This window comes from Lysobacter koreensis, from assembly GCF_042677045.1.
Taxonomy (GTDB): Bacteria; Pseudomonadota; Gammaproteobacteria; order Xanthomonadales; family Xanthomonadaceae; genus Lysobacter_K; species Lysobacter_K koreensis.
In genome coordinates, this window is sequence record NZ_JBHTIH010000004.1 from 256,652 (window position 1) to 279,983 (window position 23,332).

Below are 23,332 nucleotides of genomic sequence, written 5' to 3' on the forward strand. Positions count from 1 at the left end.
CGAAGCCGCTTCGCGGCTCGGCTTAATTCAGGCGTTAGGCAGCATGGACAGATGGTCGAGTTTGGGAGAGTGGGCCGAGGCGTACATCCGCGCGCAGGATTCCTACGAGGACTCGGACGAATCACATCCCGACCGGCCAGCAATCTATGAGTTCATGGTCGAGCTCACCGGAAATTTAGCGGAAGAGTGCTGGGCCGGCATTCTACAGGTCGTTAAACGTCGCCCCTCTGAGAAAGTTTTGGGCATGGTGGGTGCGGGCCTCTTGGAAGATCTGCTTAACTGCTCAGGACCGCAGTTCATTGATCGCCTTGAACTACAAGCGCGCATGGACCCAGTGTTCCGCCGCATGCTCCACAGTGCCTGGGAGAGTGGTCCGCCTGAGGTTTGGGCTCGCGTTGAGCTCGCACGCGCAACACCCGACAATTCTGCCTAACAATTCATTCAAGCCGAACCCGCTTCGTTGCTTGGCTCATATGTGTCGTTGTCCCATTGCCACCACTTCCCGATCTGCCGGTTGCGGGTCGGCTTAATTCAGGCGTTAGACCCCGCAAGAGCCATGACCTCTCAATCCCGCAAGCTAGTCGCGTATGCAAACTTCCTGGTGGCTACGGGCATCGGCGCTTGGAGCCTCTACCTCATCTCAATGCCATTGCATCCTCTGGCGGGCGACTCTCATGGCGGCCTACTCGCGGCTTTCTCCGGCATGTTCTTGGCACCTGTCGCGCTTGCGGCCTTCGCAACCGGGCAACTTTTTCTGCGGCAATCCAAAGGCGCTTGGCTCATGCAGCTGATAGCGTTGGCTTTGGTTGCGGCGCTCATGCTGGCGCTCGCTCTGTGATGGGCCGCGCGGGGTCTAACAATTCATTCAAGCCGAAGCCGCTTCGCGGCTCGGCTTAATTCAGGCGTTAGCACTCAGGACTGAGAATGTCGCAACCGGAGAAAGCGATAAAAGCGAAGACACGCTGGCTGGCGTTGATCATCGCCCTTCTCGTCATCGCATACGGTGCCTACATAATTGTTCAGGCGCACGCGCCGGAACGCTTCACTCGGTTTGGCTATGCGGGCCCGCTGTTCGGGAACGATGCACGTGCCTATGGCCTAGTTGTGGTGCTGTTGGGTTGCTTGCCACTGCTGTTGTTATGCCGCACCCCGCGTCAGGCCGCACTATTTGGCGCTTTACTTGGGATTCTTTTACTTATCGCCATCTTTGCACTCGCTTATGCGTAGCCAGAGTGCTAACAATTCATTCAAGCCGAAACCGCTTCGCGGTTCGGCTTAATTCAGGCGTTAGCGCTCATGAGCAAGGACAACGCCGCTCCACTCGTTTCGCTCGCGTTGCTGGCTTCGGCAGTGTTCTACCTGTGGGCCATTTCCGGTCCGCCCAGAATGCTGGATGGCGGCCTGACCGGCGAAGAGATGAGCTTCGGGGAGAAGGCATTTGTTCTGTTGGTGGCGCTGTCGGTGTTTGCTTCAATGTTCGTAGCTTTGCGTCGCGCCGCTCGTGCCGGTAGCAAGTTCTGGTTCTTCGTTTGCCTCTTCCTTTGGCCGGCCGCCTACCTGTACACACTTGTGGTCAGTCGCGCGGATGAGCGCTAACAATTCATTCAAGCCGAAGCCGCTTCGCGGCTCGGCTTAATTTCAGGCGTTAGGCGCTTTATGAAACAGCTGCTCGCATTGATGGCCTTTCCAATCGTGGCTCGCGCAGAGGTCATGGATAAGGAGCCGTCCATGACATCGATCCTTGCAATGACAGCGGTAGTCGGCTTTCTAGGCTTTCTGGCGGCGCGGTTCAAGCCTGGCTGGCTCTTCGTCCTGCTCCCCATCACGGGTGTCCTCTTTGCAGCCCAGCTCATTGAGGTCCACAGCCCAGACGTTGGCCCCGCCATACTCCAAGAGGCAAGCTTCTTGTATGTGGTCGCTTCCTGGGCCGGCCCGATCGTCCAAATTCTTGCTGTTGGCGGCGGTTGGTGGCTTCGTCGCCGCGCGCCTAACAATTCATTCAAGCCGAAGCCGCTTCGCGGCTCGGCTTAATTCAGGCGTTAGGCGTGCATGGATCATCAGTCGCAATCGGCTCTCTTGTCTGCCCTAGACGCAGTGTTTCCTACCTTCCAGGCAGAGTGGATTCGCGACAGCGAGGGCGCGCTGCTACCAGATGCATCGCTGCATTCTGTGTACATGACTCTCTTGCCGTTCCTCGCGCGCATAGATGCCTCGCCCAATCAACTTGAGCGGCTAGCTGCCATCCTCAACGATGCCGTCGCGTCTGGAGGCGATGCTGAGAACGCGGTGGCTACGTCGTTCTTTGAGGGGCTAGGCCCCAGTGACCTTCTACGAAAACTCCGCCCATTGCTCAGCAGGGAGGCCAAAGCTAGGCTGCACCCCTAACAATTCATTCAAGCCGAACCCGCTTAGTTAGATGGTTCAACTGTGTCGTTGTTCTGTTGCAACCACTCACCGGCTAGCGCGTTGCGGGTCGGCTTAATTCAGGCGTTAGGCGCTTGAACCATTTGTGCGAGGTGTCTATGAAAACCATCATCTACACAATGTGCCTTTCGTTCCTCCTCTCCACGGGAGTTCATGCGCAATCAAAAGCTGTGGTCGCCGACTCCGCTACTGCGAAACAACTAGGCGCGGACGAGCGCGGGATGCGTCGGTACATCCTAGTTATCCTGAAGACGGGACCTAAACGAGTTCCGGACGGACCGGACCGCACCAACATGCTCAAGGGACACTTTGACAACATGGAGCGCCTAGCCAAGGCGGGAAAGTTGGTGCTTGCCGGACCATTCGAAGACAAAACTGACTGGCGCGGCATGTTCATCTTTGCCGTTCCATCACTTGAGGAAGCCGAAACACTCGTTGCCACAGACCCTGTAATCAAGTCGGGCGAGATGGTTGCCGAATATCACGCTTTATACGCCTCAGCCGCGCTGATGACGGTAAGTTCTACACATGAGCGTATTGCCCCCCAGTAGCGGGCAAGCGTCTACCGATTCATTCAAGCCGAGGCCGCTTCGCGGCGCGGCTTAACTCAGGCGCTAGGCCGCTATGAGAGTTCTCGTTTTCGGCAACTCAGGTTCTGGCAAGAGCACGTTGGCCAAGCAATTGGCCGAGGAGCATGGGTTGGCCCACCTCGACCTCGATACCATCGTCTGGGAGCCCGGCAAGATCGCAGTCCAGCGTCCAGCCGATGCGATCGCGACTTCCTTGGCTGCGTTCCTGTCCGAGCACCAACGCTGGGCCATTGAGGGCTGCTACGGCGAGCTCGTGCAAGCTACGTCCCACCATTGCACCGAACTAGTTTTTCTCAACCCGGGGCTGGAGACGTGCCTGGAGCACAACCGCACGCGTCCGTGGGAGCCTCACAAGTACGCCTCAAAAGAAGCCCAAGACGGGATGCTGGAGAATCTGCAAGCTTGGGTGGCTGGCTACTACGAGCGGCAGGATCAGTGGTCGTACCACGCCCACCGTCGGATCTTCGATTCTTTCAGGGGCCGGAAGAGCGAGCGCCTAAGTGGCAGCGCGGTCGCGGCCTAACGATTCATTCAAGCCGAATCCGCTTCGCGGCTGGGGCTAATTCAGGCGTTAGCTTGTTATGGCCGTAATGCAGCAGTTCAGGGAAAAATCTTTCGGTTGGGCGTTTTGGCTTGTAGCCACCTTGGTCACTTGCGGCGCTTCGTGGGGTCGGACCATTGGCCTGGAGTCCGGAGTTCGGGCAGTCCTCATCGCGATCGCTGGCTTGGTTCCGCTCGCTATCCAAGTAGTCACCGGTTATGGCCTGGATAGCGGCTGGGTAGCTCGCTTCAGCAAGTCAGAGCAGCCCGAGCACTATTGGGGCTCTCTTGCGGCGTCGGCAGCCGTTGCGCTGGCTTTGGGTTACGGCGCTTATCATTTCTTGGTTGCCCAAGCTTCCGGCGTGGCAACCTGACAATTCATTCAAGTCGAACGCCACAAGTGGCGTCGGCTTGGTTCAGGCGTTGGGCCCCACAAACGAGGTGATCGCTAGGAAACTTCATGATCGAGCGACTTGCCTCATGCAGTTGTGGTCAGCTCACCGCCCACGTCGCGGGCGAGCCAGTGCGGGTGTCCATCTGTCACTGTCTTGCTTGTCAGCGGCGCACAGGTTGCGCCTTCAGTCATCAAGCCCGATTCCTTCGTGCAAACGTCTCGCCTTCGGGTATCTCGTCTGAGTTCGTGTTGGCTGGAGATGAGGGCCCGGGCGCCAAGTTCCACTTCTGTCCCAGGTGCGGGGCAACCGTCTACTACGAGCCGCTGTCCATGCCCGACTACGTCAGTGTTCCAGTAGGCGCGTTTGCTGATCCGGGCTTTCCTCCTCCCAGCGTTTCCGTGTATGAGGAGCGCATGCACAGTTGGGTCGTTCCACCGGCATCCGCCGAGCACCTTGCTTGATCCGGCGTGGTCCCTCGAGCCAACTGCGGTGAAGCCCGACAGTTCGTTCAAGCCGACGCCGCTTGACGGCGTGGCCTAGCTCAACGGTCAAGCATCAGATGAAGATGTTCTGCGGCCTTGGAGGAAACAGATCATGAGCAAGATTGCCGCTAGCGCGGAAATGCTGATCCGCAAGCCGCCGAACGACGTCTTTGATGCGTTCACTGATCCGCGCACGCTTGAGAAATTCTGGCTGAAAAGCGCGAGCGGCCCGCTAGCCGAAGATGCGGTCGTTGAGTGGGAGTTCTTGGTTCAAGGTGCGCGTGAGACCGTCAAGGTCACCAAGTTCGTTGCAGGTGAAGCCATCACGTTTGTGTGGTCTGACGGCATTGCCGTCACGATCAAACTCCATCCGCAAGATGCAATAGGCACCAGGGTCTCGGTAACTGCCATCGGCTTCAAGGGCACAGATGCATCGTCGCAGGCCCTGAACGCTACGGAGGGGTTCACGATTGTTCTGTGTGACTTGAAGAGTCTCTTGGAGACGGGGCAGTCAGGCAACATGGTGCGTGACAAGGCTGCTCTTATCACCGCAGACAAGGCTGATGCCTGACAGTTCATTCAAAGCTGAAGCCGCTTCGCGGCTCGGTTTGATTCAGAGGCTAGCGATCATGCACAGATGGCTCGCAGTCTTCAGTATCTTGGCCAGCCTCAGCGCCTGTGCGTCGGTAGCGCCGATTTCGCACCGCGTGGCTGGTTGTTATGCGGCAGGCGATGGCATCGGCTACAACCGGCTGCGTCTGTGCCTGGACCGCGATGGCACGTACACCTCGCAACTGGCAGGAGACATCGGCCCGTGGCACGAGGCCTCGGGCACGTGGTCGCTAAGCGGAGACATGATTCAACTGGTCGCGAAGACGGAGAAGCCTGTGGACTGGCTGGCGCGAGTACGAGTCGCCAGCGATAAGGTCCTCGAGCCACTCAGCCCTTCGGGCGAGTTGGCGTGGGAGCCTCTCAAGCGCGAGTCGCCATGAGCGCTGACAGTTCATTCAACCCGAAGCCGCTTCGCGGCTCGGCCTAGTTCAGACGTCAGGCGGCAGGGGGAACAATGTTGGGACTCATGGATTTCATCGTTGGCATCGTGGATCTGTTCGCGTACTGGCGGCTGGGTGTCGGCCTTGCGCTCACCGCTCTGGCTTGTTGGCTGCTGGTCGTATTGATCCCCAACGACACGGCCCAATGGATCGTCTGTATTCCACTTGGGCTTGTCGGCGTGTTTCTGGTCTTCCGTTGGCAACACCGCGCGGACTTGGGCAGCTGATGTGTTTCAGCGCGCGGTAGGTCGCCGGCCTCGGTCGGCCGCCCAACAATTCAAGCCGAGCCCGCGGCGCGGGCCAATCCAGTTCTGGCGTCAGGTCTGTGCATGATCCATATCCGCGACATGGTCGAGTCCGACTTCGAACGCGTCGTCAGGCTCAATGACGCCGAGGTTCAACAAACCAGCCAGATGGACCGGGATCGGCTTGGCCTGCTCGTGCACTTGTCCAGCTATTGCAAGGTGGCAACGGTCGATGGCCACGTGGCGGCGTTTCTGATTGCACTGCGCGAGGGTGCGCCTTACCAAAACGACAACTACCAATGGTTTGCTGGTCGCTTTCCCAGCTTCCTGTACGTGGATCGTATTGTCGTGGGCGCCGATTTCTCGGGGCGCAAGATCGGTAGCAGCCTGTATGGCGAGATGTTCGAGTTCGCGCGGGCGCATCGCGTCGAAGCAATCACCTGCGAGTACAACATCGAGCCGCCCAATCCGGCGTCTCGTGCGTTTCACGACAGGTTCGGCTTCAAGGAGGTGGGCCGGCAGTGGGTTGCAGCTGGCACCAAGCAGGTTTCGCTGCAAGCAGCGATGATCTGAATTCGACCGGCAGGCGCGACCACCCTTGGCGACCGAATAGCCGTTGCTTCGCTGATACAGGTAATGGCAGTTGCTGCGTCAAGTTTCGGCGCGTGCGTTGCGCCCCGGCCCAGTTCAGGCGAGAGGCATCCCACCATGGCTCATCGAGTTTTCCCGGCGCTGCTCCTGTTCGTGCTGATTGCGCCGGCTGCGTGCCATGCGTCGGGCGAGCCCGCGGTTCGGGCGGCCAGGCCCATGTTCAAGGGGGTCGAGCTCTACAGCTGGGTCGATCCGGCCACGCGCGAGTGGCGGTTCGTACTCGTGCCTGGAACGAACCGCAACAAGACCGCGCAGAAAGTTCTGGCAGCTGCCGGCGTGATGCGGTCTGTCAGGGAGCTGAAAGCCCGCCTGTCAACGTTGGCCAGTGGAGAAAGCGTCGTCTGGATCGAGTCTGGCCCGGCGTTCGCCATCCCCGATCGAGCGACAGTCGACGAGATCGTTGCCGGTGGCGCCATGCAGGGCGTCACCGTGCAGGTTGCACGGCGGTGATGCCCGGGGGTTCAATTGGGCCGAGGCCGCGTCGCGGCGTGGCTTGATTGCGGTGTCGGGCGCCGAGAACCGGGAACCACGGACTATCCCCATGACCCAGAACAAGACCCAGCCCACCGACGCCAGCGTCGAGGACTACATTGCCTCCAGGGCCAGCGCGCAGCAGCGCGCCGACTGCGCCGAGTTGATGGCGCTGTTCAAGCGGCTCACCGGCGACGCGCCAAGAATGTGGGGGCCCAGCATCGTCGGCTATGGCTGCTACCGGTACACCTACGCCAGTGGACGAACCGGGGAAGCCCCGTTGGCGGCCTTTGCCATCCGTGGCCGAGAACTGGTGGTGTACCTGGCGTGCGAGGGCGAGGAGCCCAAGTCCTTGCTGTCCAGGCTGGGCAAACACAAGATGGGCAAGGCGTGTCTGTACTTCAAACAGCTGGCCGATCTTGACCGGTCGGTGCTCGAAGATCTTGTCGTCGGTTCCATCGCCGAAGTAAGGCAGCGTTATGGCTAGGGCGGCGGCGCTCGACAATTGGTTCAAGCCGAGGCTGCTTCGCGCTTCGGCGTAACGCCGGAATCAGGGGCACTGCCCCCACCCGAACTCTCGGAGAGCAACTGCGATGGCTACTTCGCTGACCCGCGCCAAAGACAAGCCTTGGAAGCTGAAGACACCGCCAGGCACGTCGGAGTACCTGATGCACACCGATGAAAAAGACGGGAAGAAGCTGCTCGTGTGCACAGTCGGCAGCACGGTCCTGCACTATGACGCGCGTTGCATCGACGACTTGCACGCCATGCTGAAGAGCGCCGGGGACTGGGTTGAACTGGGCGGCGCAGACGAGCAGAAGCCGGCCAAGGCAGGCACGGTAGAAGCGTGGGGGCGATCGGAGTCCAATCCGGTCGGTGGCTGGTACGGTCTCAAGAAGGGCCTGCGCGGCCGCTTCGGCGTTTACATACCGCCGCTCATGGAAGAACTGGGTCTGTGCGAGCTGGAGCACAACCCCAGGAACAATCGCATGCGCGCCAAGTAACGGCGGTGACGGCTGGCATTCATTCCAGCCACCTGCCTCGCGGGGCCCGGCCGGGCGGGATTGCAGGCGCTGCGACTAGCAATGCGGAGATCGGCATGGCCAACAAGGCAACGGCGATCGAGTACCTGCGCATGGCCGCGGCCGGCGAGGTGCGTGAGGCGCATGCACGCCACGTCGCACCCGGGTTCACCCATCACAATCCCGGCTTTGCGCACCACCGCCCGTCGCTGCTGGATGCCATGGTGCAAAGCGCGGCGACCGCGCGCAACCAGTCGTTCGAGGTCCTCCAGGCGATCGAGGACGCGGACACCGTCGCGATCCACTCGCGCCTGACGCGTGCCGGCGCGGACCTGCGCTACGCCGTCGTGCATATCCTGAAGTTCGATGGCGACGGCAAGATCGTGGAGATGTGGGACGTGGTGCAGGAAGTGCCGGCGCAATCGCCGAACGCACGGGGGATGTTCTGAGAAGTGGAAGCCGACCCGATGCAGGCCGGCGTGATCCGGCGTTGGGCCGACCTGGAGCAGCGATGCTGGCGTTGAGACCAGCCACGGCTCAGGACCGCGCCTTCTGCTGGGACCTGCACCGGCAGACGATGCGCGGCTACGTCGACGCGACCTGGGGTTGGGAGGAGGTCGACCAGGCGCGGCGGTTCGACACCAGCTTCGATCCGGCCAGGGCGCTGATCATCCAGTGGCATGCGCGGCCCATCGGCATGCTGGTGGTGGATCACGGCGCTAACCCGGTCAAGGTCTGTTCGCTGGAGATCCTGCCCGCGCAGCAGAACCGGGGGCACGGCACCGCCGTCCTCTCGGGGGTCATCGCGCGCGCCGGCGATCAGCCGGTCTGGCTGCAGGTGTTGAAGGTCAACCCGGCCAAGGCCTGGTACCAGCGCCTTGGCTTCGTGGTGGTGGGCCAGACCGCGACCCACTGGCAGATGCTCCGCGCGCCGTCGGCGTAGCGGTGCGAGCGCGGCTTTTGCCTCGACGCCCGCCGCGCGGTAGCTTGCCCCTGCGCCGACAGGGAGTTTTTGCGATGGCCGTCGAGCTGGATCACCCGATCGTCCTGTGCCGCACCGCGCTGCGCGCGTGGTTGCTCGCGACCTGCGCGCTGGCGCTCGCGGCCGGTGTCGGTTGCAGTTCGCGGCCGCGCCCGCCGCACGAAGCGCACACCGCGGCACCGCCACCGGCCGTCGCGGAAACGGCGCCGCGCGAGCGCGCGGAGTTCGCGATCGCCGCGAGCATGCTCGACACCTGGAACGCGGTCGGCCAAGTGCTGGTGCGGCTGGACGGGGTGACCTACGAAAGCCGCGCCCAGATGCTCGGCATCTACGCGGTGCGCTATCGCGGCGAACGGTTCCTGGTCATGACGCGCGCGCTGGTGATCGACGATCCCAAGCGCGGCATGCTGACCCGGGTGCGCGCGGGCTGGTTGGACGGCAAGCCCAACGACAGCGCCGCGGCGCGCGAACTGCTGCGCGAGTTGCAACAAAGGCTGCCGGCGGAGCTGGCGCGGATCGCGGCCGGCGAGCGGTAATCGCGGCCCGGGTGGCGCGCCGCGGTCCTCGCGCACAGGGCCGTCGGCGGCCGCACGTTGGGTCTGCGTCCATACCAACACGGGCAAATACCCTTACCAACTGCGGGTAGGCGGATCGGGTGGGGCAGCGCTTAGCGTGGACGCGTGTTTAACGCGCCCATAACGCTCAGCGGAGATGACCCCATGAAGCACCCCATTCCACGGCCTGCGGTGCCGTTCGCCTCCTTGCCCGCCGCCATTGCCTTGGCCTTGCTGCCCGCGCTGGGCCACGCCCAGGACGCGCCGCCGCCGCCGGACGAAGACACCACCACGCTGGACCGGATCGAGGTCACCGGTTCGCGCATCAAGCGCGCCGATGTCGAGACCTCGCAGCCGATCTTCTCGCTCAGCCGCGACGACATCACCGCGCAGGGCCTGACCTCGGTCGGCGACGTGATCCAGAACATCACCACGAACGGGTCCGCGCTCAACAGCGGTTTCAACAACGCCGGCAACGGCGAGACCCAGGTCAGCCTGCGCAGCCTCGGCTCCAACCGCACCCTGGTGCTGGTCAACGGCCGCCGCTGGGTCGGCGGCACCGGCCTGGGTGGCGCGGTCGACCTCAACACCATCCCGACCGCCGCGGTCGAGCGCATCGAGGTGCTGAAGGACGGCGCCTCCACCATTTACGGCTCCGACGCGATCGCCGGCGTGGTCAATGTGATCCTGCGCAAGAACTTCGAAGGCGCCGAGGCCAATGCGTACGTCGGTGTGTTCGACAAGGGCGACGGTTTCCGCCAGTCGTACGACTTCCTGATCGGCACCGCGTCGGATCGCTTCAGCGCGATGATGGGCTTCAACTACGTCAAGGAAGAGCCGGTGGGTGCCGGTGACCGTGCGATCTCCAAGGAGCCGATCATCGGTACTGGCGCGGCGCTGGGCGGCAGCGGCACCAGCCCGAACGGCCGCTTCGGCTTCGGCACGACCCCGTGCACCACTGCAACCGGCGCCGTGGTCGGGGTGGGCGCGCAGTTGCCCGGCGGCGGCTGCCGGCCGGGGACCTTGACCCGGGACGGAGCCGGCACGCCGTTCCGGCCGTACATCAACGGCGCCGACCTCTACAACTTCGCGCCCGAGAACTACCTGCTGACCCCGCAGGAGCGCCGCTCGGTGTTCGCCAGCGGTTCGCTGGACATCAGCGACAACCTGCGCTTCAAGACCACCATCATCTACAACCAGCGCATATCCGAGCAGTTGCTGGCGTCGTCCAACATTGTCGGCGGCACCGCCTCCGGCGCCACGCCGGTGGCGAGCACGCTGTTCATCTCGGGCAGCAACTTCTACAACACGTTTGGCGAGGACATCACCCGCATCAACCGCCGCGTGGTCGAGACCGGCGGCCGCTCGTTCAACCAGGACGTGCGCACATTCGCGATGAACGCCGGCCTGGAAGGCACGCTGACCTTCGGCGAGAGGTACTTCGACTGGGAAGCGGGCTACTTCCGCGGCGAGAACAAGGCCAACAACACCACTCGCGGCCTGGTCAGCCTGGCGGCCCTGCGCCAGGGCATCGGTCCGTCGCTGCTGATCAACGGCGTGCCGACCTGCGTCGCCACCGCCGGCGATGCCAGCACCGCGATCGCCGGCTGCGTGCCGGTCAACCTCATCGGTGGCCCCGGCACGATCACCCCGGCGCAGCTCGCGTTCATCGGCATCGACGCGCACGACGAATACAACTACACCCAGCAGACCTACTACGCGAATATCGGCGGCGACCTGTTCGACCTGCCCGGCGGCCCGTTCGCGGTCTCGTTCGGGGTCGAGCACCGCACCGAATCGGGGTACGACTCCCCCGATGCACTGATCAATTCCGGGCAGACCAACGGTAGCGACCGCACCGCCACCAACGGCGGCTACAGCCTCGACGAGGCCTACCTGGAGTTCGCGATCCCGGTGCTGGTCGACATGCCGTTCGCCAAGCTGCTGGATTTCTCGCTGGCCACGCGCTACTCCGACTACAGCAACTTCGGCGACACGCTCAACAGCAAGTTCGGCTTCCGCTGGAAACCGATCGACGACCTGCTGGTGCGCGGCAACTGGTCGGAGGGCTTCCGCGCGCCGTCGATCGCCGAGCTGTTCGCCGGCCAGGCCGACAACTTCCCGACCCTGAGCGACCCGTGCAACGTGGCCAACTTCGGCAACCTGTCGCCGGCCGCGCAATCGCGCTGCATCGCCGAAGGCGTGGCGCCCGGGGGCTACGCCCAGGACAACCCGCAGATCCGCATCACCGCCGGCGGCAATCCCAACCTGCTGCCCGAGACGTCGACCTCCAAGACCTTGGGTCTGGTCTACAGCCCAGGCTGGATCACGGGCTTCGACATCGCCCTGGACTGGTGGAACATCAAGATCGAGGACGCGATCACCACCATCGGCGGCGAAAACATCATCCAGCAATGCGTCGACTCCGGCGGCACCGGTCCCAGTTGCGCGCTGTACACGCGCCGGGCCGACGGCAATATCCAGACGCTGCTCGACACCACCACCAACATCGGCGGCACCGAGGTGGAGGGCTACGACCTGACCGTGGGCTACCGTCTGCCTGAGACCGCGTGGGGCAAGTTCAGCTTCGTCTGGGACACGACCTACCAGGCATTCGTCAAGAACGACATCGACGGCGACGGCGTGTTCGGCGAAGACGAGCAGGACGTGCCCGCGATCGGCCAGCCGCTGTTCTTCAACGAGGGCGGCAACACCGTGGGCGAGGCCGACGGCCCGACCTTCACCAACAACTGGCGGATCCGCTCCAACCTGTCGGCGCGCTGGGAGAAGGGCGACTGGGGCGCGACCTGGAACGCGCGTTACTACTCGTCGGAGACGGAGACCTGCCAGGCGTTCGAGGACTACGGCTACGGCTTCCTGTGCACCGACACCGAACGCACGATCGCGGTGCCCAACGACGCCAACAACAACGGCGTGTGGGACGGCGTCGCCGGCGGCGACGCCTTCGAGCAGCGCGACGCCGCGGAAACCCGCATTGGCGGCGTCACCTACCACGATGTCAGCGCCTACTGGAACGCGCCGTGGAACGCGCGCATCACCGTCGGCGTCAACAACCTGTTCGACAAGGATCCGCCAACGCAACCGCGCGCGTTCGCCAATTCGTTCGACCCCGCGTACGAGATCCCGGGGCAGTTCGTCTACTTCCGTTACTCGCAGAAGTTCTGATCCCGCAGCGCTAGCGCGGCCAGCGATCCTGGCCGGCGGTATGTGTCAGCAAGGGCGGCCCACAAGGCCGCCCTTTTTTTGCGTCCGCGCGGCCGGTCAGGCCGGCTTTTCTCGTGCCACTCGGCCTGGCGCGCCGGCGCGCGCGCCCCAATGGCGGCGTGACTTTCGGCCTTCGCGAATGCCGCCGACGCGTGCACACTCGAACCACCTGAGCATCTGCCGCCGCCGGACGGTGCCCGTCCTCACCCGCAGCGTCGCGCCTTCCGGTTCCCCCCGACCCATGCCGAAACTCCACCACAGCATCCTGCAGTCCCTGCCGTCCGAGCGCCTGCGCATCGGCGATTGCGTGGTCGACGCGGCGGTGCGCGAGATCACCCCGGCCGGCGGCAGCCCGCACCGCGTCAGCCTCAAGGCGGTCGACCTGCTGCTGGTGCTGGTCGCGCACGCGGGCAAGGTGGTCAGCCGCGAGACCCTGCTCGAGACGGTGTGGCCCGACACCCTGCCCGGCGACGACGTGGTGACCCAGGCGGTCGCGCAGCTGCGCAAGGCGTTCGACAGCGCGGAGCCGGTGATCGAGACGATCGCCAAGCACGGCTACCGGTTGCGTGCGCCGATCGAATGGCTGGACAGCCCGGCGGCGCCCGCGCTCGCGACCGCGCCGGTCGTCGAACCGATCGTTGCCGTGGCGCCGCCGGCCCCGCCACGCGCGTTGCGCCCGGCACTGCGGCTGGCGGCGGTGCTCGGCGTGGCGCTGCTGGCGACGGCGATCTGGGTGGCCATCGGCACCTCCAATCGCCGCGGACCGGCCGCGGCGGATGAATCACCGCCGGCGATCGCCTTCGAGAAAATCACCTCGGCGCCGGGCGGCGAGTTCGCGCCCAGCGTCTCGCCCGATGGCGCGCTGGTGGTCTACAGCGCCTACCTCGAGGACCAGCACCGCACGGTGCTGATGCTGCAGACCACCGCGCCGGTCGAGCCGCGCGCGCTGACGACCCCGGCGCGCGGCGAGCGCGATGTGATGGCGGCCTGGTCGCCGGACGGCCGCGAGATCGCCTTCGCGCGGCTGCCGGTCGACGGCCGCTGCCAGCTGATGCGGGTGGCCGCGGCCGGCGGCGACGCGCGCCCGATCGGCCCCTGCGACGGCGCCCGGGTCGCCAGCCGGTTCAGCTGGCATCCCGACGGCAAGAGCCTGCTCATGGCCGGCAGCATGTCCGGCCCGGCGCACACCGGCGCCATCCAGCGGTTGGAACTGGCGACCGGTCGCAGTCGCACACTCGCATACGCGCGCGGGCCCAACGACATCGACATCAGCCCGGCGTACTCCCCGGACGGCCGCTGGATCGCGTTCCAGCGCAACATCTCACGCGGCGACATCTGGCGCATGCCCGCCGCCGGCGGCACCCCGGAGCGGCTGACCAAGCTGGAAGCCAATCTGTATGGCCTGTCCTGGGCGCCGGACGGCAACGCGATCGTGTTTTCCGCCCACGAAGGCCTGGGCCCGATGCTGTACCGGCTGGCGCTGCCGTCGCGCAAGGTGACGCCACTCGGGATCGAGGGCGCGATGTCGCCGAGCGTGGCACTGAAGAATCCGTCGCTGGCGTTCGTGATCGAGGACGGCCGCACCGCGCTGTTCCGGGTGCCGATCGCGGCCCCGGCCGGAGGCGCGCGGTCGGCGCCGGAGCCGGTGTTCGCCTCGTCGGGCAGCGAGCTGCTGCCGTCGGTGTCGCCCGATGGCCGCCAGATCGTGTTCGCGTCCGACCGCAGCGGCGACCTGCGCCTGTGGTGGGGGCAGGTCGGGCGGCCGACCTCGCTGCGTCCGATCGAAGGCTTCACGCCGTTTCCGCGGCACCCGGCGGTGTGGGACGGCGACGGCCAGAAGCTGCTGATGGTGGGCAGCGAGGGTGGCGACGAGGCCTTGTTCGAGATCTTCCCGGCCGGCGGCCGCGTCCGCAAACTGGCGCTGCCGGACGGCAAGCCGACGTTCGCGAGCTACCTGCCCGACCCGCAGCACTTGCTGGTGATCGCCGATCGCGGCGCCGGGCGCCTGGGCATGACCCTGTACGACCGCGGCAAGACCCCGTGGCAAGTGCGCGCCCAGCTCGACGACGTCGCCATGGCCCGCTTCGACCCGCTCGGGCAGCGCATCATCTTCGTGCGCACCGCCTCCTGGGGCGTCTGGCAGACCGACCTCGCGCTGCGGGCGCCGACCCTGCTCGACAATCTGCGCACCGGCGGCGATCCGTCGGCCCCACTGGTGATGCCCGAGGCCGGCTTCTACGTGCAGACCCGACGCCTGGTCGTGTCTCCCGCGGGCACCTGGGTGCTGGGCTCGGACAGCGACTGCAATCTGCGTTGGATCGCCGTCGCCGCCCCCGCCAGCCGCACACCCGCGCCGTGCCTCGACGAGCGCGGTGGCGCGCTCAGCGGGATCAGCTTCGACGCCGCGCGCCGCCAGCTGTACTACTCCTACAGCACCGACGGCAGCCAGGACATCGGCTGGGCGCGGCTGCCGCGCTAGGGCCTGCTCGGATAGCGTTAGCAGGCCGCCGCGCAAACCGTTGCGGAGCGGGGCTTTCAGGTTTTCTTCAGAACTTCTGCGCGGCAATTTCGGCAAGGCTTGCGGACAACGCTAGGACATCGCCGGCCAAGGCGCGCACACAGGAGGCCGTTCTCTCGACAGGAGGCCGGCCATGGCCAGCACACGGATCCGCAGCGCCCACCCGCACGTCACCACCTTCGCCGACGTCCTGCACGGACGCGACCCGGCCGCGCCGGCCGACGTCGCCGCGCGCCACCACGCCTGGGCCGACCAGGGCCGCTTCATCGAGATCGGCCCCGGCCGCGAGCACCGCCGCGTGTGTTGGGCCGGGCTGTCGCGCTTCGGCAGCATCAAGCTGGCGGCGCCGGCATTCTCGGTCTGGGTGCAGGTGCGCGGCAGCACCCAGGTGCGCGCCCGCGAGGGCGCGTTCACGCTGCACGCCGGCGACTGGATCGCGTTCGACGCCGACTCCGCGCCGGAGTTGCAGTGCGGGCGCGGCGGCCTGACCCTGGGACTTCTGCTGCCCAGCGAGCTGTTCAATTCGCCGCTCGAGCACGGCCTGTTCGTCGGCAAGGGCCGCATGGCGGCGCGCCACCTGGCCGTCGCGCTGCGCCTGTGGCGGGTGCCGATGCGGCAGCTGCCGGCGCACATCACCTGCCCGGACGAGATGCTCAAGCGCAGCCTGCGGCCATTGGCACTCCACCTGGCGGGCGTGCAGGAAAACGCGATCGCCGGCCTCGGGCATTGCCCGGGTTACTCGCTGACCCGCAAGCGGCGCGTGTTCAACCGCATGCAACGCGCGCACCTGTACCTGGAAGGCAACGCCCACCGCATCGTACGCATCAGCGAGCTGGCGGAGATCACCAACTACTCGATCTGGTACGTGTCCAAGACCTTCCACACCCTGTACGGCGAGGGCGTGCAGGCGGTCGCGTCGCGCTTGCGGATCGAGCGCGCCTGCGAGCTGCTGGCCACCACCGCGATGGACATCACCGAGGTCGCCGAGTCGTGCGGCTTCGACAATGCCTGCAGCTTCGCGCGCGCATTCCGCGCCCGCAGCGGCACCACCGCCACCGAGTTCCGCCTGCGCCATCGCGCCGCACGCCGCGCGCGGTTGCGCTTCGAGTTGGGGGATAGCGCGCGGCTCTAGGGCCGCGAGTTTCCCAACTGTCATTCCGAGCGTAGCGAGTGACCTATTGCTGCGCGCCAGCGCACCGTCGGTCTTGCACGCAGCGTTCGCGGTGACGGGGCGGCGCGTGGCGAACGCGCGGCGCCACGACGACGGTTGACCACGGTCGCTGCGACGGATTGCTGGTCTTGCCGTCGCACGCGCCGGGAGCGGTGGGGTAGGCTGACGCGTCCGCCATGGGCGCTCCGGGAATAACCAAGAAATGGATTTTCGACGGCTGTCAGTGCTGGCCCTGATTGCCGCGCTTTGCCTCGGCTGCGAGCGGGCGCCGCATGAGGGCGCCGCCGCAGCCCCCCCGGGAACTGCCGTGGCGCCTATCCCCGATCAGGCACCAGCATCGCCCCCGACCATCCCAGCGTCGCTGCTGGCGCTGCTGACCGCGCAGACGCCGGCCGCTCGTGCCACGCGCGCCGAGATCGAGCGCTGGCAACGCGACTGGAACGCCGCGCTCGCAAACCGTCTCCAGCAACTGTCCACCCAGGCCGACGCGCGCAGCCAACTGGCGTACGCGCTGTTGTTGCCGCTGGCGTCGGGCGATGCGGACCCCGCGGCGATGCAGGCGGCACGAAGGCAGGCGTTGGAGCGCGCTGCACAACTCGACCCCGATGACGTGTTGGTCGCGTGGTTGCAGGCCGTGGACTGCCCGGGTGCGCAATGCGACCCGAACGCAGCGCTGGCGCGCCTGCAACGGCTGGAGCCGGACAACGCCGCGGTCTGGCTGATCGAACTGCAGGCCGCGCACCAGCGCGGCGATGCCGCCGCCGTCGACCGCTACCTGCGGCTGGCGGCGGCCGCGGATCGCTACGACCTGCACTTCGGTGATGCCGGCCTCGCGGGCTATGCCGAAATTGCAGAGCTGCCATTGCCCCCGCTGGGCCAGGCCGAACGCGAACTGTTCGGCCAAGGCATGGGTTGGAAGCGTCCCGCCAGTGATGTCGACCTGCGCGTATCGCAGGTTGCCGCAGTGACCAGCGCGTTGCTGACGCCGGCGCTGCAGGGGCTGATGCAGGCCTGTGGGCTGCGCGACGGGATCGGGCCGCCACCCGCACGACGTGCGCCGTGCATCGCAGTGCTGTCGCACTTGGCCGGCAGCGACACGTTGATCGGCCCCGGCATGGCGCTGCCGACGCTGGTGCAACTGACCGCCGATGGCCCCGAGGGCGGCGCCTGGCGCGAGCGCTATCGCTTGCACCACTGGCAATACCAGCAGTACTCACGAGGAGGCTTGTTCATGACGGGCGAGCAGGTGCTTGCCAGTTGGCGCCTCGGCGAGGTCCCCGCCCTGCAACAGCGGCTGCAGCAACTCGGCCTGGCGTCACCGCCACCCGGATGGTTGCCCAGCAACCCGTACAACCGCGCTCTGGTCACCAGCGGCCGCCCGCCGCCGCGTGGTTGAGCGTGATCGCACACCGCGCTGGCGGTGATGGTCGCCTTCGCAGGCCCGGTGTACGCTGCAGGCTCCGTCGAGTGAGCGCCCAAGGGGGCTCGATGAAGACCGTACTGGTGGCCAGTTCCAAGGGTGGCGTCGGCAAGTCCACGATCGCCACCCACCTCGCCGCACACGCGGCGCTCGACGGCCTGCACACGGCCTTGCTCGACGCCGACCCGCAAGGTTCCTCGACCCGCTGGGCGCATCGCCGCGCGGTGCTCGACTCGGCGGTGCTGCCGATCGACGGCACCAGCCGCAAGGCCTGGCGCAAGCAGCTGCCCGACGACACCCAGCGGCTGGTGATCGACGCGCGCGCCGGGGCGATGGCCGACGACCTCGACGGCCTGCTCGAGATCGCCGACGCGGTGGTGGTGCCGGTGCCGCCGTCGACGCTCGACATCGAGGCCACCGTGCCGTTCCTGGATTCGCTGGCGCGCCACCCGCGCGTGCGCAAGGGCGCGCTGCGCGTGGGCCTGGTCGGCAACAAGCTCAAGCCGTGGACCAACGCCTCGCAGCAATCGGTCGACCTGTTGCGCGCGTGGCCGTACCCGGTGGTCGCGCAGCTGCGCGACAGCCAGGCCTACGTGGTGATGACCGCGCTGGGCAAGAGCCTGTTCGACTACCACTCGGCGCAGGTGCGCGAGCACCAGGCCGACTGGCAGCCGTTGCTGAAGTGGCTGAAGAAAGCGTGATCCGCGGCGCGACCGCGCGAAACGTTATGGCCTTGATCGCAACCACTGATCGCACCCTCCCGAACGTCCCCTACCGAGGCCACGAATGCGCGAACTGATCCTGCTCCGCCACGCCCACGCCGAACCGGCCACCCCCGGCCAGGCCGACATGGACCGGCCGTTGTCGGCCGAGGGCCTGGCGGAAGCCGAGGCCGCCGGCCGCTGGCTGGCCGAAAACAAGCTGGTACCCGACAGCGTGCTGTGCTCGCCGGCCCGGCGCGCGCGCGAAACCCTCGAGGCGGTGTTGGCTGCGGTCGGCTACGTCGACCAGCGCATCGAGCCGTCGATCTACGAGGCCACCCCGGGCACGCTGATCGCGCTGGCCGACACCCACCACGACGCCGAGCGGCTGCTGCTGGTCGGCCACAACCCCGGCTTCGAACAGCTGGCCGCGCTGATGCACTCCGGCCAGTCGGGCGACTACCGCGGCATGCCGCCGGGCGGGATCGCGGTGCTGACGGTGCCGGTCGGCGCGGCGATCGAGCCGGGCGTGGCGCAGCTCAGCGCCTTCTGGTGGCCGTGACGCGCAGCGCGCGGCTCGGCCTGCTGCTGCTTTGCCTGCTGGCGTGGCCCACGGCCGCGCAGCAGTTCGACCCGGCGCACACGCGCTTCGGCTTCGAGGTGCGCACGCGCTGGGGGCCGCGCATCGCCGGGACTTTCCCGGACTACGACGGCGAGGTCAGCGCGCTGCCTGACGGCCGCCACCAGGTGCGGATCCGCCTGGCGACGCGCTCGGTCGAGGTCGCCGGCTCGCCGCGTTACGCCGCACTCGCGCGCGGCCGCTATTTCTTCGACGCCGAGAATTACCCGCTGATCGAGTTCGTGTCCGAGCCCTACGCCGACACGCTGCTGCGCGACGGCGGCCCGCTGCGCGGCACCCTGTCGCTGCACGGCACCCGCCACGTCGAGACCTTCGGCCTGGAAGCGGCCACGTGCGCGCGCCCCGGCCGCGACTGCGACGTGGTCGCGCGCGGCAGCGTGCGGCGCGAGGACTACGGCCTGGACAGCTGGCAACTGGCGCTGCATGCGCGCGTGTCCTTCACAATGCGCGTCCGCCTTCGCGACCAATCGCTCTAACAGGTCCCCGTCGATGCCCCTGCTGCGCGCCCTGCTGGCCACCTTGCTGCTCGCCCTGTCGGCGTGCGCGACGCTGACCCCGGCGCAGCGCGACCGCGCCAGCGCGATCGCGGTCGCCGCCCGCAGCGCACAGGTCGAGTGCGCGACGCAGGACGCGTGCGCGCAGCCGTCGCCGCTGCGCGGCCTGGCCGCGCGCGCGTTCGCGCAGTCCACGCCGGACGCGCCGCGCCACTACGCATTGATCCTCGACCGCGGCACCGACGCGCTGCTCGCGCGCATCAACCTGATCCGCAGCGCGACCACCGCGATCGACCTGCAGACCTACATCTTCGACGAGGACGATGCCGGCCGGCTGGTCCTGGACGAGCTGCTCGCCGCCGCGCGCCGCGGCGTGCGCGTGCGGCTGCTGATGGACCAGCTGTCGGCGCTCGAGCACGTCGACACGCTCGCCGCGCTGGCGGGTGCACACGTCAACTTCGAGGTGCGCCTGTACAACCCGATGCTGCGCCGCGCCCAGATCAGCTCGCCGCAGTACCTGCTGGCCGCGGCCTGCTGCTGGCGCAAGCTCAACCAGCGCATGCACAGCAAGCTGCTGCTGGTCGACGGCGCGGTCGGGATCGCCGGCGGGCGCAACTACCAGGACGACTATTACGACTGGGACGACGAGTACAACTTCCGCGACCGCGACGTGCTCGTCGCCGGTCCCGGCGCGCAGGCGATGGACGCGGACTTCGTCGCGTTCTGGAACGACCGGCGTTCGGTGCCGGTGGAGCGCCTGACCGATGTCGGCGCGCGCCTGCTCGAAGGCGGCGTGCCGGCGTTGCCGGCGGCGGTGTTCGAACGCCCGCAACGCGCCGCGGCGATGCTCGCCGACGCCGCCGACGCCGCGCTGGTGGAGCGCGCGCTGGCGTCGCAGGCATTGCCGGTCGGCGCGGTGCGCTACGTGTCCGACTCGCCCGACAAGCACCGTGGCGACGCGCGTGACAACGCGGCCGCGTCCGAGTCGCTGCGCGGCCTGATCGAGTCGGCGCAGCACGAAGTGCTGCTGCAGACCCCGTACCTGGTGCTGTCGAAGCCGGCCCAGCAGATGTTCCGCGCACTGCGCGCGCGCGCGGATGCACCGCGGGTGGTGGTGTCGACGAACAGCCTGGCCTCGACCGATGCGTTCATCGCCTACGCGTTGTCGCACAAGTACAAGCGCCGCTACCTGCGCGAGTTCGGCTTCCAGATCTACGAGTACAAGCCATTCCCGCTCGACGCGCCGATCGACATCGCCAGCACCGGCGCACCGTTGCCGGATCTGCTGCCCGACACCGCGCCCGAACCGGTGCCGCGCCCCGACCGCAAGCAGCTGCGCCGGCGCTACGACCGCGGCAGCGCGGTCGACCGCGCGCACTACCGGCATGCCTTATCGCGCGAGTACGCGGCGCTGCGCTACGCCGGCCGCCGCGCCAACCAGCCGGTGCCGCTGGAGCGCGCCGGCGTGCGCATCGGCATGCATGCCAAGTCGCTGGTGATCGACGAGCGCATCGGCGTGGTCGGCACCCACAACTTCGACCCGCGCGGCGACCACTACAACACCGAGAGTGCGGTGGTGATCGACGACCCGGCGTTCGCCCGCGCGCTGGCCGCGAGCATCCGCCGCGACATCGCCCCGGCCAACTCGTGGGTGATCGCGCGCCGCGACAAGCTGCCGGTGCTGTCGGGGCTGGACTACTCGGTCGGCAAGGTGTTCGAGCAGTTGCCGGTGTTCGACCTGTGGCCCTGGCGCTACGCGACCAGCTACGAGTTCGTGCCCGGCCCGGCGTGCCCGCAGCCGCTGCCGCCAGACGCCCCGGGCTTCCGCGCGTGCTACCGCCCGGTCGGCGATTTCCCCGAGGTCGACCTCGGCCTCAAGGGCCTGACCACGCGGATCTTCACCGCGTTCGGCGCGGGGCTGGCACCGATCCTGTAGCGCCGTCCGGCGGGGTGTACCCCGTAGTGCCGAGCCTGCTCGGCACGCTTTTCGTTATGGGACGTGGGGGTGCCGAGCAGGCTCGGCACAACAAGGGCCTGGCGGCGCTGCGGCTAGCTCGGTGTAGGCGCCAGCGGCGTAATCCGGGACGGGGGTGTGCTCCGGGTCGACGATCGGGTCGCGTCGCCATCCTGGCCGGGCGTTCAGCGGCAGCGAATCCTTGGTTCGCCAGCGTGCCGCTTCACCCCCTGTCGTCGGTCATGGCAACCCACCGCCCCTGAAACCCATCTGTAGAGGGGTATTCCGGCTGCGGCCGCCCCGATGCGACCCGTTTTGCCTAGGTCTTCGGTGGGGTGACTTCCGGCCCATGGCGGAATCGATCTGGTGTTGTACTTTACCAACACACCAAGTCACACCCCCCGCCAGAGAGACCGCCATGAACGCCACCCGCACCCTCCCGACCCCGTCCACCGTGAACGCCGCCTCCGCCGCCGCCATCCCGATGCCCACCCGCCATGTCCACCGCGCCCGCGACTTCGGCGTCGGCTACGGCAACAGCAGCGGCTACGCCAGCGACCGCAAATACGTCAGCCAGTGGGCGCCGCCGCGCTTCAAGTTCGCCTGATCCACCGACCGACCCCGCTACCCCGCCTCACCCCGCGACCCGTCCCCCCAGGATCCCGCCATGAACGCCACCATCTCCCTGCCGGCCCCGACCCCCGCCTCCGCCCAGCCCGCGAACGTCGTCACCATGCCCGCCCGCCATGTCCACCGCGCCCGCGATTTCGGCGTCGGCTACGGCAACAGCAGCGGCTACGCCAGCGACCGCAAGTACGTCAGCCAGTGGGCGCCGCCGCGTTTCAAGTTCGCCTGAACCGCTGGCCGACCTGGCTACCCCGCCTTACCCCGCGACCCGTCCCCCCAGGATCCCGCCATGAACGCCGACCTCTCCCTGCCGACCCTGAACCCGACCGCCTCCGCCAAGTCCGCGAATGTCGTCGCGATCCCGACCCGCCATGTCCACCGCGAGCGCGACTTCGGCATCGGCTACGGCAACAGCAGTGGCTACGCCAGCCAGCGCCGCTACGTCAGCGACTGGGCCCAACCGCGTTTCCGCTGCGCATGACGCGGCGAGCCGGGGCTCGCAGTCGCCGCCCGCCTTGGCGTCGCGACCGTGCCCCGGCCCTCAGGCGCAGCCTTCGGGGGTTCGCCGGACCGCGAGCCGATGGCTTGCAAGCGGCCCGCCTCACCCCGCAACGCGCTGGCCGCCACCCGAGCGCCTCCGCTATCGTGGCCCGATGAACCCATCCGCCACCCCCGCCGCGCCGCTGTTGCGCGGCACCACCACCGTCGCCGACCTCAACGCGCTTTCCGCCGGGACCGCGATGCAGCCGCTGGGCATCGTCTTCACCGAGATCGGCCCCGACTACCTGCGCGCCACCATGCCGGTCGATGCGCGCACGCTGCAGCCTTACGGCCTGTTGCACGGCGGCGCCTCGGTGCTGCTCGCCGAGACCCTGGGCAGCAGCGCCGGCGGCATGTGCGTGCCGGCCGGCAAGGGCGTGGTCGGGATCGAGATCAACGCCAACCACCTGCGTGGCGTGCGCAGCGGCCTGGTGACCGGCACCGCGCGGCCACTGCACGTCGGCGCCAGCACCCAGGTCTGGGAAATCCGCATCGAGGACGAGCGCGGCCGCCTGGCCTGCGTCTCGCGGCTGACCCTGGCGGTGATCGCGCGCAGCGGGGACTAAAGCGGGAGCGGGGAACAGGGAACACGGAACCGGGAAGCAACGGCGGGTGCGCGTCGCTTTGTTTCCCT

At 67.0% G+C, this 23,332-nt stretch carries 30 protein-coding genes; all 30 read left to right on the forward strand.

Going from position 1 to position 23,332, the window contains the following annotated elements; translation table 11 throughout:
- The first annotated feature begins 43 nt into the window (after positions 1–43).
- The 30 genes from ACFQZQ_RS10805 to ACFQZQ_RS10950 all read left to right on the forward strand — a co-directional run bounded on the left by ACFQZQ_RS10805 (position 44) and on the right by ACFQZQ_RS10950 (position 23,264).
- Positions 44–433, forward strand: coding sequence for a DUF6869 domain-containing protein (locus ACFQZQ_RS10805; protein WP_386812798.1), 390 nt, complete (start codon positions 44–46; stop codon positions 431–433).
- A 123-nt stretch (positions 434–556) separates the two neighbouring features.
- Positions 557–838 carry a hypothetical protein gene (locus ACFQZQ_RS10810; RefSeq protein ID WP_386812799.1) on the forward strand — a complete coding sequence of 94 codons (282 nt, stop codon included), beginning with the start codon at positions 557–559 and terminating at the stop codon, positions 836–838.
- Between the two features lie 86 nt (positions 839–924).
- A complete protein-coding gene (locus ACFQZQ_RS10815) occupies positions 925–1,227 on the forward strand; it encodes a hypothetical protein (protein WP_386812800.1) in 303 nt (100 codons plus the stop codon).
- Between the two features lie 69 nt (positions 1,228–1,296).
- Entirely contained in the window at positions 1,297–1,596 is a 300-nt protein-coding gene (locus tag ACFQZQ_RS10820; RefSeq protein ID WP_386812801.1) for a hypothetical protein, read from the forward strand.
- Positions 1,597–1,656: 60 nt separating this feature from the next.
- Complete coding sequence (locus ACFQZQ_RS10825) at positions 1,657–2,031, forward strand: hypothetical protein (protein ID WP_386812802.1); 375 nt, start codon at positions 1,657–1,659, stop codon at positions 2,029–2,031.
- 491 nt (positions 2,032–2,522) lie between these two features.
- The gene (locus tag ACFQZQ_RS10830; RefSeq protein WP_386812803.1) at positions 2,523–2,975 is read left to right on the forward strand and encodes a YciI family protein; all 453 of its coding nucleotides are present in this window, start codon (positions 2,523–2,525) and stop codon (positions 2,973–2,975) included.
- 73 nt (positions 2,976–3,048) lie between these two features.
- Complete coding sequence (locus ACFQZQ_RS10835; RefSeq protein ID WP_386812804.1) at positions 3,049–3,537, forward strand: AAA family ATPase; 489 nt, start codon at positions 3,049–3,051, stop codon at positions 3,535–3,537.
- Between the two features lie 477 nt (positions 3,538–4,014).
- Entirely contained in the window at positions 4,015–4,410 is a 396-nt protein-coding gene (locus ACFQZQ_RS10840) for a GFA family protein (RefSeq protein WP_386812805.1), read from the forward strand.
- A gap of 133 nt (positions 4,411–4,543) precedes the next feature.
- A complete protein-coding gene (locus ACFQZQ_RS10845; protein WP_386812806.1) occupies positions 4,544–5,002 on the forward strand; it encodes an SRPBCC domain-containing protein in 459 nt (152 codons plus the stop codon).
- On the forward strand, positions 4,995–5,423 hold the full coding sequence (locus tag ACFQZQ_RS10850; protein WP_386812807.1) for a hypothetical protein: 429 nt from the start codon (positions 4,995–4,997) through the stop codon (positions 5,421–5,423). Before ACFQZQ_RS10845 ends, ACFQZQ_RS10850 begins: the two co-directional genes overlap by 8 nt.
- A gap of 86 nt (positions 5,424–5,509) precedes the next feature.
- Positions 5,510–5,710: a hypothetical protein gene (locus ACFQZQ_RS10855; RefSeq protein ID WP_386812808.1), complete on the forward strand. Its 201-nt coding sequence runs from the start codon at positions 5,510–5,512 to the stop codon at positions 5,708–5,710.
- 102 nt (positions 5,711–5,812) lie between these two features.
- Positions 5,813–6,301, forward strand: a complete 489-nt coding sequence (locus ACFQZQ_RS10860; protein ID WP_386812809.1) for a GNAT family N-acetyltransferase — start codon at positions 5,813–5,815, stop codon at positions 6,299–6,301.
- 135 nt (positions 6,302–6,436) lie between these two features.
- Positions 6,437–6,829 carry a hypothetical protein gene (locus ACFQZQ_RS10865; protein WP_386812810.1) on the forward strand — a complete coding sequence of 131 codons (393 nt, stop codon included), beginning with the start codon at positions 6,437–6,439 and terminating at the stop codon, positions 6,827–6,829.
- 91 nt (positions 6,830–6,920) lie between these two features.
- On the forward strand, positions 6,921–7,337 hold the full coding sequence (locus ACFQZQ_RS10870) for a DUF1801 domain-containing protein (RefSeq protein ID WP_386812811.1): 417 nt from the start codon (positions 6,921–6,923) through the stop codon (positions 7,335–7,337).
- A gap of 106 nt (positions 7,338–7,443) precedes the next feature.
- Positions 7,444–7,854 (forward strand): DUF6855 family protein, encoded by a 411-nt coding sequence (locus ACFQZQ_RS10875; RefSeq protein ID WP_386812812.1) that lies wholly within the window; start codon positions 7,444–7,446, stop codon positions 7,852–7,854.
- A 95-nt stretch (positions 7,855–7,949) separates the two neighbouring features.
- The gene (locus ACFQZQ_RS10880; protein WP_386812813.1) at positions 7,950–8,321 is read left to right on the forward strand and encodes a nuclear transport factor 2 family protein; all 372 of its coding nucleotides are present in this window, start codon (positions 7,950–7,952) and stop codon (positions 8,319–8,321) included.
- 128 nt (positions 8,322–8,449) lie between these two features.
- The gene (locus ACFQZQ_RS10885) at positions 8,450–8,815 is read left to right on the forward strand and encodes a GNAT family N-acetyltransferase (RefSeq protein ID WP_386812814.1); all 366 of its coding nucleotides are present in this window, start codon (positions 8,450–8,452) and stop codon (positions 8,813–8,815) included.
- Positions 8,816–8,889: 74 nt separating this feature from the next.
- Positions 8,890–9,390 (forward strand): hypothetical protein, encoded by a 501-nt coding sequence (locus ACFQZQ_RS10890; RefSeq protein ID WP_386812815.1) that lies wholly within the window; start codon positions 8,890–8,892, stop codon positions 9,388–9,390.
- A gap of 183 nt (positions 9,391–9,573) precedes the next feature.
- Positions 9,574–12,594: a TonB-dependent receptor domain-containing protein gene (locus tag ACFQZQ_RS10895; protein WP_386812816.1), complete on the forward strand. Its 3,021-nt coding sequence runs from the start codon at positions 9,574–9,576 to the stop codon at positions 12,592–12,594.
- Between the two features lie 280 nt (positions 12,595–12,874).
- A complete protein-coding gene (locus ACFQZQ_RS10900) occupies positions 12,875–15,112 on the forward strand; it encodes a winged helix-turn-helix domain-containing protein (protein ID WP_386812817.1) in 2,238 nt (745 codons plus the stop codon).
- Between the two features lie 172 nt (positions 15,113–15,284).
- Positions 15,285–16,283: a helix-turn-helix transcriptional regulator gene (locus ACFQZQ_RS10905; protein WP_386812818.1), complete on the forward strand. Its 999-nt coding sequence runs from the start codon at positions 15,285–15,287 to the stop codon at positions 16,281–16,283.
- A 346-nt stretch (positions 16,284–16,629) separates the two neighbouring features.
- The gene (locus ACFQZQ_RS10910; protein ID WP_386812819.1) at positions 16,630–17,718 is read left to right on the forward strand and encodes a hypothetical protein; all 1,089 of its coding nucleotides are present in this window, start codon (positions 16,630–16,632) and stop codon (positions 17,716–17,718) included.
- 92 nt (positions 17,719–17,810) lie between these two features.
- Positions 17,811–18,443, forward strand: a complete 633-nt coding sequence (locus ACFQZQ_RS10915) for a nucleotide-binding protein (RefSeq protein WP_386812820.1) — start codon at positions 17,811–17,813, stop codon at positions 18,441–18,443.
- 85 nt (positions 18,444–18,528) lie between these two features.
- Positions 18,529–19,005: a SixA phosphatase family protein gene (locus tag ACFQZQ_RS10920; RefSeq protein ID WP_386812821.1), complete on the forward strand. Its 477-nt coding sequence runs from the start codon at positions 18,529–18,531 to the stop codon at positions 19,003–19,005.
- Positions 18,996–19,559, forward strand: coding sequence for a YceI family protein (locus ACFQZQ_RS10925; RefSeq protein WP_386812822.1), 564 nt, complete (start codon positions 18,996–18,998; stop codon positions 19,557–19,559). The genes ACFQZQ_RS10920 and ACFQZQ_RS10925 overlap by 10 nt, the downstream gene beginning before the upstream one ends.
- Positions 19,560–19,572: 13 nt before the next feature.
- Positions 19,573–21,513 carry a phospholipase D family protein gene (locus tag ACFQZQ_RS10930; protein ID WP_386812823.1) on the forward strand — a complete coding sequence of 647 codons (1,941 nt, stop codon included), beginning with the start codon at positions 19,573–19,575 and terminating at the stop codon, positions 21,511–21,513.
- Positions 21,514–21,949: 436 nt separating this feature from the next.
- Positions 21,950–22,138 (forward strand): hypothetical protein, encoded by a 189-nt coding sequence (locus tag ACFQZQ_RS10935; RefSeq protein ID WP_386812824.1) that lies wholly within the window; start codon positions 21,950–21,952, stop codon positions 22,136–22,138.
- Positions 22,139–22,198: 60 nt separating this feature from the next.
- Positions 22,199–22,387 (forward strand): hypothetical protein, encoded by a 189-nt coding sequence (locus tag ACFQZQ_RS10940; RefSeq protein ID WP_386812825.1) that lies wholly within the window; start codon positions 22,199–22,201, stop codon positions 22,385–22,387.
- Between the two features lie 60 nt (positions 22,388–22,447).
- Positions 22,448–22,639, forward strand: coding sequence for a hypothetical protein (locus ACFQZQ_RS10945; protein ID WP_386812826.1), 192 nt, complete (start codon positions 22,448–22,450; stop codon positions 22,637–22,639).
- A 172-nt stretch (positions 22,640–22,811) separates the two neighbouring features.
- Complete coding sequence (locus ACFQZQ_RS10950) at positions 22,812–23,264, forward strand: hotdog fold thioesterase (protein ID WP_386812827.1); 453 nt, start codon at positions 22,812–22,814, stop codon at positions 23,262–23,264.
- Positions 23,265–23,332 lie beyond the last annotated feature (68 nt).

Bases quoted from the DNA above. Each gene is read 5' to 3' on its own strand.
- ACFQZQ_RS10805 (WP_386812798.1), top strand. From the start codon at position 44: ATGGACAGATGGTCGAGTTTGGGAGAGTGGGCCGAGGCGTACATCCGC.
- ACFQZQ_RS10810 (WP_386812799.1), top strand. From the start codon at position 557: ATGACCTCTCAATCCCGCAAGCTAGTCGCGTATGCAAACTTCCTGGTG.
- ACFQZQ_RS10815 (WP_386812800.1), top strand. From the start codon at position 925: ATGTCGCAACCGGAGAAAGCGATAAAAGCGAAGACACGCTGGCTGGCG.
- ACFQZQ_RS10820 (WP_386812801.1), top strand. From the start codon at position 1,297: ATGAGCAAGGACAACGCCGCTCCACTCGTTTCGCTCGCGTTGCTGGCT.
- ACFQZQ_RS10825 (WP_386812802.1), top strand. From the start codon at position 1,657: ATGAAACAGCTGCTCGCATTGATGGCCTTTCCAATCGTGGCTCGCGCA.
- ACFQZQ_RS10830 (WP_386812803.1), top strand. From the start codon at position 2,523: ATGAAAACCATCATCTACACAATGTGCCTTTCGTTCCTCCTCTCCACG.
- ACFQZQ_RS10835 (WP_386812804.1), top strand. From the start codon at position 3,049: ATGAGAGTTCTCGTTTTCGGCAACTCAGGTTCTGGCAAGAGCACGTTG.
- ACFQZQ_RS10840 (WP_386812805.1), top strand. From the start codon at position 4,015: ATGATCGAGCGACTTGCCTCATGCAGTTGTGGTCAGCTCACCGCCCAC.
- ACFQZQ_RS10845 (WP_386812806.1), top strand. From the start codon at position 4,544: ATGAGCAAGATTGCCGCTAGCGCGGAAATGCTGATCCGCAAGCCGCCG.
- ACFQZQ_RS10850 (WP_386812807.1), top strand. From the start codon at position 4,995: ATGCCTGACAGTTCATTCAAAGCTGAAGCCGCTTCGCGGCTCGGTTTG.
- ACFQZQ_RS10855 (WP_386812808.1), top strand. From the start codon at position 5,510: ATGGATTTCATCGTTGGCATCGTGGATCTGTTCGCGTACTGGCGGCTG.
- ACFQZQ_RS10860 (WP_386812809.1), top strand. From the start codon at position 5,813: ATGATCCATATCCGCGACATGGTCGAGTCCGACTTCGAACGCGTCGTC.
- ACFQZQ_RS10865 (WP_386812810.1), top strand. From the start codon at position 6,437: ATGGCTCATCGAGTTTTCCCGGCGCTGCTCCTGTTCGTGCTGATTGCG.
- ACFQZQ_RS10870 (WP_386812811.1), top strand. From the start codon at position 6,921: ATGACCCAGAACAAGACCCAGCCCACCGACGCCAGCGTCGAGGACTAC.
- ACFQZQ_RS10875 (WP_386812812.1), top strand. From the start codon at position 7,444: ATGGCTACTTCGCTGACCCGCGCCAAAGACAAGCCTTGGAAGCTGAAG.
- ACFQZQ_RS10880 (WP_386812813.1), top strand. From the start codon at position 7,950: ATGGCCAACAAGGCAACGGCGATCGAGTACCTGCGCATGGCCGCGGCC.
- ACFQZQ_RS10885 (WP_386812814.1), top strand. From the start codon at position 8,450: ATGCGCGGCTACGTCGACGCGACCTGGGGTTGGGAGGAGGTCGACCAG.
- ACFQZQ_RS10890 (WP_386812815.1), top strand. From the start codon at position 8,890: ATGGCCGTCGAGCTGGATCACCCGATCGTCCTGTGCCGCACCGCGCTG.
- ACFQZQ_RS10895 (WP_386812816.1), top strand. From the start codon at position 9,574: ATGAAGCACCCCATTCCACGGCCTGCGGTGCCGTTCGCCTCCTTGCCC.
- ACFQZQ_RS10900 (WP_386812817.1), top strand. From the start codon at position 12,875: ATGCCGAAACTCCACCACAGCATCCTGCAGTCCCTGCCGTCCGAGCGC.
- ACFQZQ_RS10905 (WP_386812818.1), top strand. From the start codon at position 15,285: ATGGCCAGCACACGGATCCGCAGCGCCCACCCGCACGTCACCACCTTC.
- ACFQZQ_RS10915 (WP_386812820.1), top strand. From the start codon at position 17,811: ATGAAGACCGTACTGGTGGCCAGTTCCAAGGGTGGCGTCGGCAAGTCC.
- ACFQZQ_RS10920 (WP_386812821.1), top strand. From the start codon at position 18,529: ATGCGCGAACTGATCCTGCTCCGCCACGCCCACGCCGAACCGGCCACC.
- ACFQZQ_RS10930 (WP_386812823.1), top strand. From the start codon at position 19,573: ATGCCCCTGCTGCGCGCCCTGCTGGCCACCTTGCTGCTCGCCCTGTCG.
- ACFQZQ_RS10935 (WP_386812824.1), top strand. From the start codon at position 21,950: ATGAACGCCACCCGCACCCTCCCGACCCCGTCCACCGTGAACGCCGCC.
- ACFQZQ_RS10940 (WP_386812825.1), top strand. From the start codon at position 22,199: ATGAACGCCACCATCTCCCTGCCGGCCCCGACCCCCGCCTCCGCCCAG.
- ACFQZQ_RS10945 (WP_386812826.1), top strand. From the start codon at position 22,448: ATGAACGCCGACCTCTCCCTGCCGACCCTGAACCCGACCGCCTCCGCC.
- ACFQZQ_RS10950 (WP_386812827.1), top strand. From the start codon at position 22,812: ATGAACCCATCCGCCACCCCCGCCGCGCCGCTGTTGCGCGGCACCACC.